The following is a 12,288-nucleotide window of genomic DNA, read 5'->3' on the forward strand; positions in this document are numbered from 1 at the left end:
TGCAGTCTTTTTTGGTCACGTTCCCGTGTGTTAACGTAACGGAAAGCAGGTGCCACTCTTTTCGAGCCTGGTGGTTAAACCCGCGGAAACCTCAAACAATAACTTGACCCCAACAGAGCCTTATCGCCATCCTAATGTCAAACCTTTTCCAAGCATTCAATAGCGGCTGAATGATGAGTATTGATCGTATTTCTGGCAAGGAAGTCAAAGAGATGGTTCGTGAAGGGGCCAAGAAGCGGATGAGTTTCGCCTTCTGCCTCGACGCCAGCAAGGACCCGCTCCTGATGATCCAGCCGGGCAAGAAACCGGAAACCCTGAAGGCCCCGATGAAGAAAGAGGGGGGCGGTCCGCCCATGGCCTGGGGCACCTATGTGGTGCGCTCCGGCAATATGGAGATGATCTGCGAAAACGCGCCGCAGCGCATGGTCACCGAACTCAAGAAATTCCTCAAACGCAACCCGGCCAAGGTCAACGTGCTGTTCTACGATGACGGCGGCAACCTCCTGGACAGCCTCAAGCCCGAGGCCCCCGAGGGCCAGGTGACAGAGAAAGACGCCTCCGACATTTCCGCCTCCGGCATCGACGCCAAGGCGATCGCGCCGCTCAAACGGCGGCTGAAACGCATCCAGCCGCGCATCGGCCTCGCCCCCGGGCCGCTGGAGCTGAAGCTGAAACGCGCGCTGGCCAAATCGGTCCGCCTCATCAACGACGGCCGCCTGCAGGAGGCCGAGACGATGATCGTTGTGATCGAACGCGCCGTCGCCCGCATCGGCGCCGACCGCGAGGATGAGGCCAGGTCGATGAAACGCGGCCAGCGCGAAATGGACCAGCGCTCGCTTGGCGCCCAGGTCAAACGCGCCCAGTCGCTGCAGGCCAATGTCGCCCGCGCCCCGGGCAAGGTCCGCGACCGGCTGGGCCGCGCCCTGCATGTGGCTGCCCGCCACCTCAAGCGCCGCGACCTCGATTCGGCCCGCGACGCGATGGACAAGATCGAAAAGGCTCTGACCGCCCTGGTCTGACCCCGAACGCAGCCCGGCCCGCAGCGGTTGCGGGCCTGGCACCCCACCGGACCCCGGAGACCGCGATGCCCATGACCCGCCTGCTGACTGCCCTCGCCCTGACCTGCCTGCCGTTCGCCGCCGCCGCAGACACCGGCCCGCTGCGGGTTGAGCTGAACAAGACCGAGGAGATCGAGGGCGGCGGCTGCCGCGCCTTCTTCCTGTTCCGCAACCAGACCGGCAAAAGCTTTGAGGGCTTCGAGATGTCGCTCGCCATTCTCGACGGCCAGGGTGTGATCGACCGCCTGCTGTCGATCGACGCCGCCCCCCTGCCCGTCCAGCGCACCACCCTCAAACTGTTCGAAATCCCGGAAACCGCCTGCAGCAATATCTCCGAAATCCTGCTGCATGACATCACCTCCTGCCAGCCCCAGAACGAGGATCAGATGGACTGTTTCCCGATCCTCGAGCTTGGCTCCCGCGCTGCCGCGCCGCTGGTGAAATAAGCCATGGCCGGCACCTGGGATATGCTCGGCACCGGCGGGCCAGTGATCGTGATCCTGGCGCTGATGTCGCTTCTGTCGCTGACGGTGATTGCCGTCAAACTGATCCAGCTCTGGCCGGTTCGCTCCGGCGGGCAAGCCCGCGAACAGGCGCTGACCCAATGGAAGGACGGCGACCGCAAGCAGGCGCAGGACAGCATCGCAGGCGCCAATTCCCCCGCCGACCGGGTCATGGCCTATGCCATGCAGGCGCTGCAGGAAGGCCTGCGCGGCCCGCTGCTGCAGGACGAGTTGCAACGCCGCGGCAATGAGGAGGTAAGCCGGATGAACTCGCTTATCCGCCTGCTGGAGCTCATCGCCATGGTCTCACCGCTCCTCGGCCTCCTTGGCACCGTTCTCGGCATGATCCAGTCGTTTCAGGAACTGGAGCTGGCACAGGGCGCCGCCAATGCCTCGGTGCTCGCGGGCGGCATCTGGCAGGCGCTGCTGACCACCGCCGCGGGCCTGCTGGTCGCCATCCCCGCCGCCGTCGCCGCAGGGCTGTTCGCCGCCCGCATCGACGCCGCCGCGCAAGCCATCGAAAGCGCCGCCGGCCGCCTGCTGCTGATCGACGGGTCGCGCTGAGATATGCGCTTCCTTCGCATCATAAACACCCCGGGCCGCCTGCGGCCCGGTTCACGCCCGGCCCCGCCCCCCAGGGCGGGCGTGAAAACGCCCCCCCTCGGGGCCGGGCGTGAACCTGACTTCGGGGCCGAACGGCTCCTGCTATGACCCTCAACCGCCCAGCCCGCCCCCGCGCCCTGATCTCGCTGGTGCCGATGATCGACGTCATGCTGATCCTCTTGGTGTTCTTCATGGTGACTTCCACCTACCTGAACCTCGACATGATCCCGGCGGTGAACCCCTCAGAAGGCGCTGCAGCGGGCAGTCCCCAAACCCCGGCAGGCACCCTGATGATCCGCCTTGGTGCTGACGGCGTGCCGGTGCTGCGCGGCACGGCATTGGACAGCGAAACCCTTCAGTCCGCCCTGTCCGCCGCCGTCGCAGAGGAACCCCTCACCCAGGTGGTGATCCTGCCCTCTGGCGCCGCCCGGACCCAGGCGCTGATCACCGTGATGGACGCCGCCGCGCTGGCCGGCGTCACCCGCCTGCGCGTCCTGCGGCTGGAGGCGGCGCCGTGAAACTCAACCGCCCCGCCCGCGGGTCCCATTCCGAGACCATCATCGCCCTGATCGACGTGGTGTTCTTCCTGCTGGTGTTCTTCATGCTGATCGGCCGCATGGATGCCACCGCCCCCTTCGACGTGCGCCCCGCCACCGCCGTCACCGGCCGCGACATGCCTGCAGGCGGCATCACCCTCGCAGTGTCCGCCAGCGGAGACCTGGCGCTTGATGGCGAGGCCATCACCCGCGAGGCCCTCTCCCCTGCCCTCGCCGCTCTCCTGGCAGACGACCCTGCCTTACGCCTGCGCATCAACGCCCACCGCACAGCCGAACTGCGCAACGTTTTGCCGCTGGTGGCCCGGGGCGAGGCGCTGGGATTTACAGATGTGGTGCTCGTGGTCACCCCGGAAACAGACGGATGACGCGCGCGCCGGCCATATGGGCACTGGGGCTGTCCGCCTCTGCCCTGGTCCACGCCGCAGGCGCCGGCGCGCTACTGATTTCGCTCACCCCGGACCCGCTGCCGCAGCAGCCAACGCCCGAAAGCAGCCTCAACCTGCAGGCCCACCGCATCCCAAGGTCCGAAGCCGTACCGCAAACGGCAGAAAGCGAACAAGCCTCTGAAAGCAAGGGCCAAACCCAGGGTCTCGCCGCAGGCAGCATCCCCCAGTCCAGGGCGCAGCCCACGGCCCCCGCCGCGGACAGCCTTAAACCCGCAGCGGCCAAGACCTCCGCCGCCGCCCCGGCCCGGGCACCGGCCGGCAGGCTCGCCAGCGCCGCAGCCCCGCTGACACCCGCACCAGCGGCGCAACCGGACACAGCCGCCCTGCCGCAAACCGCCCCTGCCAGCCAGCCCGGCCCCCAGGCACAGCCCCAGGCCGTCCCCCTGCCGGGCGCGGCGCCCGCGCCTCAGCAGACCCCGGCTGCCGTTCCAGACGCCCCCCGCATCAAGGCCGCGCTGGCCTTCCAGGGCGGCTCCGGCGACATCGACCCGGTCTCCCTCGCCGCTTTCCAAAGCTTCATGCAGCCCGGTGATGCAGCGGCTGAGGGCGACCCCCTGCGCGATGGCGTTTCCGGCATCCTCGCCGCCGTCCCCTGCGCCCGCCTGCAGGTTGCCTTTGTCCCCGGAACCGCCACGCTGGAGGTCCGCGGCCACCTGCCCGAAGACGGGCTGCGCAGCCCGGTTCTGGCCGCCCTGCAGGCGCAGATGGGGACTGACATCACAGTATCGGACCAGATGCGCCTGCTGCCCCGCCCGCAATGCGGCGCGCTGGCGGGTATTTCGAACGTCGGCCTGCCGCAAAGCACCGACCAGATCACCAATCCGCTGCTGGTCGGCAGCGACGCCCACGCCCGGGTGCTCGACTATTCCGGCGGTGAGCGGCTGTTCTTCGACCTCACCGCCCCGGACTACCCGGCCTTTGTCTACGTGGATTACTTCGACGCCGGCGGCGCGGTGCTGCACCTGTCGCCAAACGAGCTGGTGCCGCTGGCGGAGGCCGCGCCCAAGACCGCCCTGCGGGTCGGCGCCAAGGCGGCCGGAGACCCCGGCCTGCAAATCACTGTCGCACCGCCCTATGGCCAGGAAATCGCCGTCGCCTTCGCCGCTTCCCATCCGCTCTATGACGGCCTCCGCCCGCTCAGCGAACCCGCGGAACCCTACCTCGATTTCCTGCGCGCCCAAGTGGCCGCAGCCCGCGCCGAACATGCTGATTTCAAGGGGGAATGGGTCTATTTCCTGATCACCACCCACGCCCCCTGAGTTTTCCCGCACCGGCAGCACTCCCGCGCCCGCAGGCCCGCGGCTGACGCCGCCAGGCCTTGGCGGCCTTGGGCCCGGCGCTGCGCTGGCGCGCAGCGCGCCACCCGCCGTTGTCCGGGTCAAGGGCTGCGCCCGCAGCCGCGCGGCACGCGCGGTGCACCCCTGAGGCGGCCGACGGCGGGTAATCATTGAAATGGCGCCTTAAGGGTAAACTTGCCCTTAAGCGCTTCTCAGTAAATGAAAATCCGGTTCCGCCCGCCCCCCGCTTGCCCGTCCGGCCCCGGCGCTGTGCGCAGCACAGCGCCACGCCCAACCGGAACGGTGCATTTTCAAATGCGCCGGAACGGGCGGGAGCCCCCTGCCCTGCCGGTTCAGACCCCGGAAATTACTGGCAGCCGCCGGCGGCCCAGCTCTTCAGCACCTGTTTCAGCGCCCCGCCAAAGGGGTGCTGCTTGCCCAGCGACCGCTGCATGTTGAGGCTCAGGTAGGTGTTGCCCTGCGTGCACAGCCGCTCCCGGGTCCATTGGTGGCAGCTGCTGCAGGTCTGCTCTTTCCAATAGCTGTCCGGCAATCCTTCGATGGGCGGGAACAGCGGCGCCCGCGCCACCGCCTCAGCCAGCGTCAGTCCGGAAATCTCCGGGACGCCGACATGCAAGGGGCTGGCATAGGTCACCGGCCCGGCTTCGCCGGCCGCCGGCGCCGGCGCCTGTTCCGCGGCCACCTCAGGCGCCGCAGCAGGCGCCTCGCCGCCCGCCGCCGGATCCTGTCCGGAACCTGCCGCCAGCGCTGCAACCTCCGCCGCGGCCATTTCCGCAAACTGCCCCTCCGGGTAGGCCATCAGATAGGCCTCATAAGCTGCCTTGCTGCCATCCCCCCGGGCCGCCTGGAACATCGCTGTCTCCGCGTCCGGAACCGGGGCGGGCGCCTGCGCGGCCTCTGCCGCGGGCCGGCCGGCCTGCAGCTCCTCCTGCATCAGCTCCGCCAGCAGCGCTCGCGCCTCACCGGCGTATGTGCCATCGCCATAGCCGCGCAGGTACAGCATGATCTGCATCGCGTCGCGCGACGCCTGGATCGAGGCCCAGATCTGCGCTTCCTCAAGCTCTGCAGCGGTCATCGCCGCCTCCGGGGCCGCCGCGGCAAACATGAAATCGCTCACCAGCGAGGACGTGTCCCAGGGCGTCTGCTTGCCGCCGCTCTGTTCCAGAACCGCCCGGCGCACCTGTTTGAAAACCTGTTCGACCGGCGCCCCCGGCACCGTGATTTCGCGCGCCAGCGCCTCGGTGAAGGGGCTGTTCTCCCCCTCGCCGTCCAGCGCCACATCGCCCGGTGCCGTGGCATAGGCCAGGAAGGTGCCGGTCGGCGCCTTCATCTCCGCCAGGCCGCTCTCGTTCAGGTCGGCCACGGTCTCGAACGGATTGTTGCGGCAGGCGTCCAGGATCACGATGTTGGTGCGGTTGCGGGCCGACGCCATCTGCCGCAGGACCGACTGCGCCTCAATCGCCATCAGGTCCAGATCGGCGGCATCCGACAGCGCCACATCCACCGGCAAAAGGTAATTGCTGCCAAAGCTCTGCACCCCGTGGCCGGCGTAGTAAAACAGCCCCGTGGCGTCCTCTCCGGCGTTGCGCAGCTTGCGGCCGAACTGGGCAATCGCCCGTTTCATTTCAATCTGCTTGGCGTCCGCCGCCAGGGTCACATCAAACCCCAGCCCCTCCAGCGTCGCGGCGATCAGCCGGGCATCGCGCACGGGGTTGTCCAGCGCTGAGACGGCACCATAGTTCGAGTTGCCGATCACCAGCGCCAGCCGTTCCCCGGCCAGGGCCCAGCTTCCCCAGAGGGACGCCGCAGCCGCCAGCAGGACCATCCGGACCCGGATCATCAAAACTTGCACGTGTCTGCTCCACTTCTCGCCGCAGCACCTGCACTGCCGGGCATCTGTATCATTCTTAACGGTATTTGGTTACCAAACTATCGCGTCCCTTGCACGCGGCAGCAAGACTGCTGTTAGTCTGGGCGCATCGCTTCCTGCCCGGCCCTGGTGCCGGAATGTCCCCTTTCAGCAACCCGGATGGCTGCCGCATGTTTCGCATAACCCTCTCAATAATAACACTTTTTCTCCTATCACTTCGCCCCGCCATGGCCGCTGGCCCGTTCGAGGGCGGCTGGCAGCTGACCCCCGAATCCTCTGCCATCAGGTTCATATCAATCAAAAAGGGCAGCATTGCGGAATCCAGCCGCTTTGCCGCCTTCTCCGGCAGCATCTCGGAGACGGGCGAGGCCAAGATCCACATCGCGCTCGACTCCGTCGACACCTCCATCGACCTGCGCAATGTGCGGATGCGGTTCCTGTTCTTTGAAACCTTCACCTACCCCGAGGCGGTGATCACCGCGCAGATCAGCCCGGACCTGATCGCCGGTCTGGCTGCCGTGCAGCGCAAGCAGATCGACCTGCCTGTGACCCTGTCCCTGCATGGGGTCACTGCCGGGCTGACCATCCCTGTTGCGGTCACCCTGCTGGACGACACCCGTGTCGCCGTGGCCACCGTGCAGCCGGTGATCCTCAAGCTGGAGGATTTCAATCTGAACCCCGGCCGCGAGAAGCTGGAGGAAGCCGCCGGTGTCACCATCACCCCCGTCGGCCTGGTCAGCATGGACCTGATGTTTGAGCGCGGCGGCGCGGGCAGCGCCTCTGTCCCCGCGGGGACAGTCACCGCAGGCGCCTCTGCCGCGCTGGAAGCGAGCGGCGATTTCAGCCGCGAGGCCTGCACCGGGCGGTTCGAAATCCTGTCGCAGGGCCGCAGCGTGAACTTCGCCCCCTCCACCGCGCGGCTTGATGCCAATTCCCGCGACTTCCTCAACAGCCTGTCCGACATCATCCGCCGCTGCCCCGGCATGGTGGTTGAGGTTGGCGGCCACACCGACAGCCAGGGCAAGGCCGCCTGGAACATGACGCTGAGCGAGAAACGCGCCGCCGCAGTGAACCAGTATCTGCAGCAGAAAGGCATCCCGGCAGAGCGGCTGGTCGCGGTCGGTTATGGCGAGACCGCGCCGCTGGTCTCCAACGACACGGCGCAGAACCGGGCCAAGAACCGGCGGATCGAATTCAAGGTTTTGAACTGAACACCCGGCCACGCCAGAAAATCCAGAGCTGTCCCCGCGGGGACAGCCGCAGTAAACAACCAAAGGCCCGGCCCCAAGCCGGGTCTTTTTTGTTTCGCCACTGGGGTCCACAAGACGGTTTCCCGCCTTGTCCCCGCGGGGACAGTTCGCCTTTCCAGCCGCTGGCGGCGGGCAGAACCATCCGCTTTTTGCCTGGGTGTCCCCGCGGGGACAAACCGCATTTCTCTGCGGATCAGCCCGGTTTCAACTGTCTGTCCCCGCGGGGACAGGCACGCTGCATGACGCGCCACGGCCTGCGGAATGGCTGAGAACCGGGGGGTTGCTGCAGGGAGCATACCACCCGCCAAACGGGTTCGGCTGTACAGCAGAGCAGGCGTCACCGTCCGCGCCCTGCCGTATCCGGGGCTTTGTCCCCGCGGGGACAGCGGGGGAAAACAGGCTCAAACACGTTTATTAGACACCGGTTCCTGTCCCGTTTCCCGCGGTCAGCCCGGCCTGTCCCCGCGGGGACACTTGCGGAAAACCCTGTCCGCGTGGCCGCCAGACACCAAAAAAAGCCCGGCATCACTGCCGGGCCTTCCTGGTTTTGCACTGCTGTCCCCGCGGGGACAGTTGCCTCAGCTGTCCTCTTCGAGGGCCGCAAAAAACGCCGCGATGGCGCCTTCCAGCTTGTGCCGGTCGATCTCCGAGAAGTCGCGCTCCATCGCCATTTCGATCTTGCCGTCGCGGGCCTGGCAGCGGACTGTCCCCGCGGGGACAGTGCAGCGCAGGGTGGTCTTGGCAACACCGGGGCGCGGCGCGGCAGGGCTGCGGGGCGCGTTCTTGCGCTTGCCTTCGGCAAAGCTCCGCAACACGTCCAGCTCCGCCTCCTCGGTTGCGGGCTGCAGCCGCGCCAGCATATCGCGCAACACCTGGGCGTTCATCGCATCCGCCTCCAGCCGCTTCTTCAGCTCCAGCCCCAGCGCCCGGGGAATCGATTCGGCGAACTTCAGATCATCCCCGACCGCCTTCAGAACCTGGGCGAAATGGCGGATATAGATCCGCTTCTGGCGGCCGGCAGAGGCGTAAAGATCGTTGACCGCATCCTCGATGGTCTCCGCACCGGTCTGCGTATCCTCGGCATAGCGCAACGCCAGCAGCGCCATTTCGGCAAAGGAGATGTCACGGCGCACCAGGTTCTCGTCCACCATCCGGCGGTACAGGGTCTTCAGCGAGTCGCCATTGGCAACCAGCCCCGCGGGGATATGCGCATAGCTGTTGTCGCCGGTTTCGTTCAGCAGCTCCCAGTAGGCCTTCATCCGGCGGTAGCCCTGGATCAGCTCATACTGGCCGTTCTCCCTGGGCTCGACCCGGATCGGGTTCGAGAGCCCCACCGCCTTGATCGACGCCTTCAGCTCCTCCAGGTCCGGATCGCGGTCCTCCTTGCGGTCGCGGATCAGCTTTTTCATGCTGATCATGCCAATCGGGATCCGGTCGACCACCAGGCCCAGTTTCTTCAGCCGCACAAACTCATGCGCCAGCCGGTCGTTTTCAGCACGGATCTTCTGCTCTGCCTCCGCCCGGCTGCGCAACGCATCGGCGTTCTCGGAGATCGCGGTGGCCATCGGCCCGCGGCGCGGTTCAGACGGTTTGCGCATCCGCTGGTCCGGCTTCTGGACGGCGGTCTCCACGGGGACGGATTTTGGTTCAGAGGGGGTGTTTGGTTCAGTCGGGAAGTCGATGTCGAAGACTCTGCGTTTGCTCATGCCTCATCCTCCAGTTTTTCCCAGGCTTCCAGCGCGTAGGCCTTGAACTCGTCATAGGCCTGATCAAACGACGCCCGCGCACGCCGCCAGGTTTCGCGTGTCATATCCCGGTAATCGATTTCGTAGATGGAACTCAGGAAGCGGCCCGATTGTTCGACTGCGCGGGTCATCTCGATCGGGTGCTCGGTCATTCTACCCTCAAAAACCTTCATAAATGCCGAACGCATCGCACGGTGCAAATCGTTACCGCTTTCGTAACGGGTCAGCAGGAAGCGGACGTCCTGGAAAACCTTGGGCAACGCAAATGTCCCCGCGGGGACAACACCGTTAAATGCGGACAAATCCTCCAGCGCCTCGGACAGCTGGCCGACAAAGGAAGTGGTGGAGTCATATTCCCAGTATCCGGGGCCGGAGGGGATATAGAGCATGTCGGCAGCAAAGACCGCGTTCATCGACTGATAGCCGATGGCGGGCGGGCAGTCGAAGATCATCAGGTCGTAATCCTCGGCCGGGAGCTGGTCGAGGTAGCGGGAGACCGCGGCGAAGAACGACCATTCCGGATTCAGGTGCCGGTACTGGGCGGAGGCGAATTCCACAAAGGCCGCATTGGCGCAGGAGGGGATGATGTCGATGGTGGGCCAGCTGGTGGGTTTCACAAAATCGCTGACCCGCAGGTCCTGCAGCCCCATGCCGGTGATCGCCTCGGGCAGCTGGCGCTGGGGCAGGGCGGTGCCGGACTCGGCGCCCTGCAGCGAGGCGTTCATCCGCGTGGTCTCGCGCACCAGGTCGCGGGCCATGATGCCCCAGACGGTGTAATCCTCGGTGACGTCGCTGAGGCCCATGGAATGCGACAGGGTGGCCTGCGGGTCGAAGTCCACACAGAGCACCCGGTAGCCGTCCAGCGCCGCGGCATGGGCGAAATGCAGGGCCACGGTGGATTTGCCGGCGCCCCCCTTGAAGTTGGAGATCGCCACCCGCAGCGCCCGTTTCCCCGCGGGGCGCTTGGGCAGCAGCGATTTGCGGTTGATCTTGATGCGGCGGCGCAGCTCGTTGATCTCCTCCAGCGAATACCAGCGCTGGCGGCCGTCCTCCTCGACATGGCCCTGGGGCAGGGAGGGGTCAGTAGCGAGCCGTCCCCGCAGGGTCGACTGGTTGACGCGGAAGATCAGCTCCGCCACTTCCCAGGAGGAGAACCGGCGCAGGGTCTTTTCCATTTCGGGGGAGAAGGTCTGCTGGCGGATCCAGCTTTGCATCTTGAGGGATTGGGCCTGCATCCTGGACAGGTCTTCGTGCGTAAACATCGCTGCTCCTTAGCCTCACACGGTGTTGTTTTTTGAAAGCGTCCATTTCTGCAGGACGCTAATTCAGCCTCAATATCCATTTACGCCGAATTTGCAAAAAACGCAAAAGCAAATATGGTTGGAAAGAGCGTCCTGTCCCCGCGGGGACACATCTGCAAAAGGCCCAGTGAAACAAGGGCAGGGGCGATTCGGGCGGCTAACGCCAAACGATTCGTTTCATTGGGTTTTTCTGGTGTTTGCCTCCCAGATTTAGGGGGACACCCTGGCGAGGGACACAGCAGATTGGGGGACATTTCGGCGCAAATAGGGGTCACACAGGATGTCCCCCTATACCATTGATACCAATTTTTCTTTCGAAAAAGGGATTGGGGCTGAATTCAATTCCCGCCGGCGCTTGACAGAATCGGAATTCCGGACGCAAATCAGGTACAACAAACGAATAGCGTTGAGTTCGGAGCAGAACCGGCCAGCGCATTTCCCGGCAAACGGCCCGGGAGCACTTGAGGCAGCATATCCCGGCCCAGGAGGGCAGGGAGGGAGAAACGGGGGCAGCAATGCTTGCCAAACGGCCTGCGGGGCGCAACGCCTCTGCGCTGAAATACGACATCCTCACGGCGATGGGGGCTTATGCGCTTGGCCAGGGCAAGGGGGCGCAGAAGCTGGTTCTGCGTTTCATGACACTGATGACCGCCCGCTACAACTGGCAGCGCGACGAGCTGGCGGTGGGGCAGCGCGAGATTGCCAGGCTGTGGGACGTGGATGAGCGCACGGTTAAGCGCGAGATGGCCAAGCTGCGCGGCTGGGGCTGGCTGGTGGTCAAACGCCAGGGCGCGCGCGGGCGGGTCACCGAATACGGCATCGATCTGGAGCGGCTGCTGGCCGACACGCAGGAGCGCTGGGACGCGGTGGGGCCGGACTTTGCGCACCGGATGCAGGGGGCGGATGAGCTTGCGCCCAATGTGGTGCCGCTGCGCCCGGGCGCGGTGCCGCCACCCCCGGATGTGTCGGACGGCCATGAGTGGAGCCTGGCGAAGGCGGTGCTGCATGCGGAGGACCCGGCGAACTATGCCTCCTGGGTGCAGGGGCTGGAGCGCGCGGGCCGGGCAGGGGGCAGGCTGGTGCTGAAGGCGCCGAGCCGGTTCCATGCGAATTACGTGATGTCGCATCTGATGCCGCGGCTGCTGGCCGCCTGCCGCGATGTGGACGGCGGCGTCTCCGCGATTGTTGTGGAGGCGTGAGGAATTGAATGCTTTTGAATATCGGACACCTCAACACTGTAGAGCCTTTAACCATAGAAGAACTTGAGAAGAGGCACACAGGTTCTCTGCTGGTTCGGCTAGATGACCTGCGGTCTTTGCCGGACAGCTACGCGATGAGCGATTGGACAGAGGAAGAGCATCAGGCTGTAGTTGAAGCCGGCCTGATCGCTTTCAGAAATACAAAGGTATGGCGCCAAGCGTGGGCTGACTTGAAGCGAATTCTCGACAAGCGGGAGCACGTTCGGCGAGGTGGATGCGAACAAAGGCGGATAACGCAACAGGCAAAACAGAAGCGATAGCATTTCAACGGGTTTTCCTGGTTCTGGCCGCTCAAGACACAAAACAACAGCGGCCTGCGGTTGAACCCTTTGGGGCCAAGGCATTATGTGGGCGGGCAGGGGGCGTGATACGCCCCGCGGAACAAGGAGCAGCCGGAC

The 12,288-nt window shown here is 65.5% G+C and carries 11 protein-coding genes; 8 read left to right on the forward strand and 3 right to left on the reverse strand.

Annotated elements, in window-relative coordinates; translation table 11 throughout:
* Positions 1–170: 170 nt before the first annotated feature.
* The 6 genes from K3725_RS19870 to K3725_RS19895 all read left to right on the forward strand — a co-directional run bounded on the left by K3725_RS19870 (position 171) and on the right by K3725_RS19895 (position 4,426).
* Positions 171–1,019, forward strand: a complete 849-nt coding sequence (locus K3725_RS19870; RefSeq protein WP_260018678.1) for a hypothetical protein — start codon at positions 171–173, stop codon at positions 1,017–1,019.
* 65 nt (positions 1,020–1,084) lie between these two features.
* Entirely contained in the window at positions 1,085–1,504 is a 420-nt protein-coding gene (locus tag K3725_RS19875; protein WP_260018679.1) for a hypothetical protein, read from the forward strand.
* 3 nt (positions 1,505–1,507) lie between these two features.
* Positions 1,508–2,125: a MotA/TolQ/ExbB proton channel family protein gene (locus K3725_RS19880; RefSeq protein WP_260018680.1), complete on the forward strand. Its 618-nt coding sequence runs from the start codon at positions 1,508–1,510 to the stop codon at positions 2,123–2,125.
* Positions 2,126–2,268: 143 nt separating this feature from the next.
* A complete protein-coding gene (locus K3725_RS19885) occupies positions 2,269–2,682 on the forward strand; it encodes a biopolymer transporter ExbD (RefSeq protein WP_260018681.1) in 414 nt (137 codons plus the stop codon).
* Positions 2,679–3,086, forward strand: a complete 408-nt coding sequence (locus tag K3725_RS19890) for a biopolymer transporter ExbD (protein WP_260018682.1) — start codon at positions 2,679–2,681, stop codon at positions 3,084–3,086. Before K3725_RS19885 ends, K3725_RS19890 begins: the two co-directional genes overlap by 4 nt.
* Positions 3,083–4,426, forward strand: a complete 1,344-nt coding sequence (locus K3725_RS19895; protein ID WP_260018683.1) for a DUF4384 domain-containing protein — start codon at positions 3,083–3,085, stop codon at positions 4,424–4,426. Before K3725_RS19890 ends, K3725_RS19895 begins: the two co-directional genes overlap by 4 nt.
* A gap of 385 nt (positions 4,427–4,811) precedes the next feature.
* On the opposite strand, the gene K3725_RS19900 is transcribed toward K3725_RS19895, so the two are convergent.
* On the reverse strand, positions 4,812–6,317 hold the full coding sequence (locus K3725_RS19900) for a caspase family protein (protein WP_311202232.1): 1,506 nt from the start codon (positions 6,315–6,317) through the stop codon (positions 4,812–4,814).
* 245 nt (positions 6,318–6,562) lie between these two features.
* Between K3725_RS19900 and K3725_RS19905 the strand changes: the two genes are divergently transcribed.
* Positions 6,563–7,546 carry an OmpA family protein gene (locus tag K3725_RS19905; protein WP_260018684.1) on the forward strand — a complete coding sequence of 328 codons (984 nt, stop codon included), beginning with the start codon at positions 6,563–6,565 and terminating at the stop codon, positions 7,544–7,546.
* Positions 7,547–8,163: 617 nt separating this feature from the next.
* On the opposite strand, the gene K3725_RS19910 is transcribed toward K3725_RS19905, so the two are convergent.
* Together K3725_RS19910 and K3725_RS19915 are read right to left on the reverse strand one after the other, a co-directional pair.
* Entirely contained in the window at positions 8,164–9,291 is a 1,128-nt protein-coding gene (locus K3725_RS19910; protein WP_260018685.1) for a ParB N-terminal domain-containing protein, read from the reverse strand.
* Positions 9,288–10,592 carry an AAA family ATPase gene (locus K3725_RS19915; RefSeq protein WP_260018686.1) on the reverse strand — a complete coding sequence of 435 codons (1,305 nt, stop codon included), beginning with the start codon at positions 10,590–10,592 and terminating at the stop codon, positions 9,288–9,290. Before K3725_RS19915 ends, K3725_RS19910 begins: the two co-directional genes overlap by 4 nt.
* A 554-nt stretch (positions 10,593–11,146) precedes the next feature.
* Here K3725_RS19915 and K3725_RS19920 point away from each other — a divergent pair.
* Positions 11,147–11,830, forward strand: a complete 684-nt coding sequence (locus K3725_RS19920) for a DnaA N-terminal domain-containing protein (protein ID WP_260018687.1) — start codon at positions 11,147–11,149, stop codon at positions 11,828–11,830.
* Positions 11,831–12,288: the final 458 nt, after the last annotated feature.

The organism is Leisingera sp. S132, from assembly GCF_025144465.1.
Lineage (GTDB): Bacteria > Pseudomonadota > Alphaproteobacteria > Rhodobacterales > Rhodobacteraceae > Leisingera.

Bases quoted from the DNA above. Each gene is read 5' to 3' on its own strand.
- K3725_RS19870 (WP_260018678.1), top strand. From the start codon at position 171: ATGATGAGTATTGATCGTATTTCTGGCAAGGAAGTCAAAGAGATGGTT.
- K3725_RS19875 (WP_260018679.1), top strand. From the start codon at position 1,085: ATGCCCATGACCCGCCTGCTGACTGCCCTCGCCCTGACCTGCCTGCCG.
- K3725_RS19880 (WP_260018680.1), top strand. From the start codon at position 1,508: ATGGCCGGCACCTGGGATATGCTCGGCACCGGCGGGCCAGTGATCGTG.
- K3725_RS19885 (WP_260018681.1), top strand. From the start codon at position 2,269: ATGACCCTCAACCGCCCAGCCCGCCCCCGCGCCCTGATCTCGCTGGTG.
- K3725_RS19895 (WP_260018683.1), top strand. From the start codon at position 3,083: ATGACGCGCGCGCCGGCCATATGGGCACTGGGGCTGTCCGCCTCTGCC.
- K3725_RS19905 (WP_260018684.1), top strand. From the start codon at position 6,563: ATGGCCGCTGGCCCGTTCGAGGGCGGCTGGCAGCTGACCCCCGAATCC.
- K3725_RS19910 (WP_260018685.1), bottom strand. From the start codon at position 9,291: ATGAGCAAACGCAGAGTCTTCGACATCGACTTCCCGACTGAACCAAAC.
- K3725_RS19915 (WP_260018686.1), bottom strand. From the start codon at position 10,592: ATGTTTACGCACGAAGACCTGTCCAGGATGCAGGCCCAATCCCTCAAG.
- K3725_RS19920 (WP_260018687.1), top strand. From the start codon at position 11,147: ATGCTTGCCAAACGGCCTGCGGGGCGCAACGCCTCTGCGCTGAAATAC.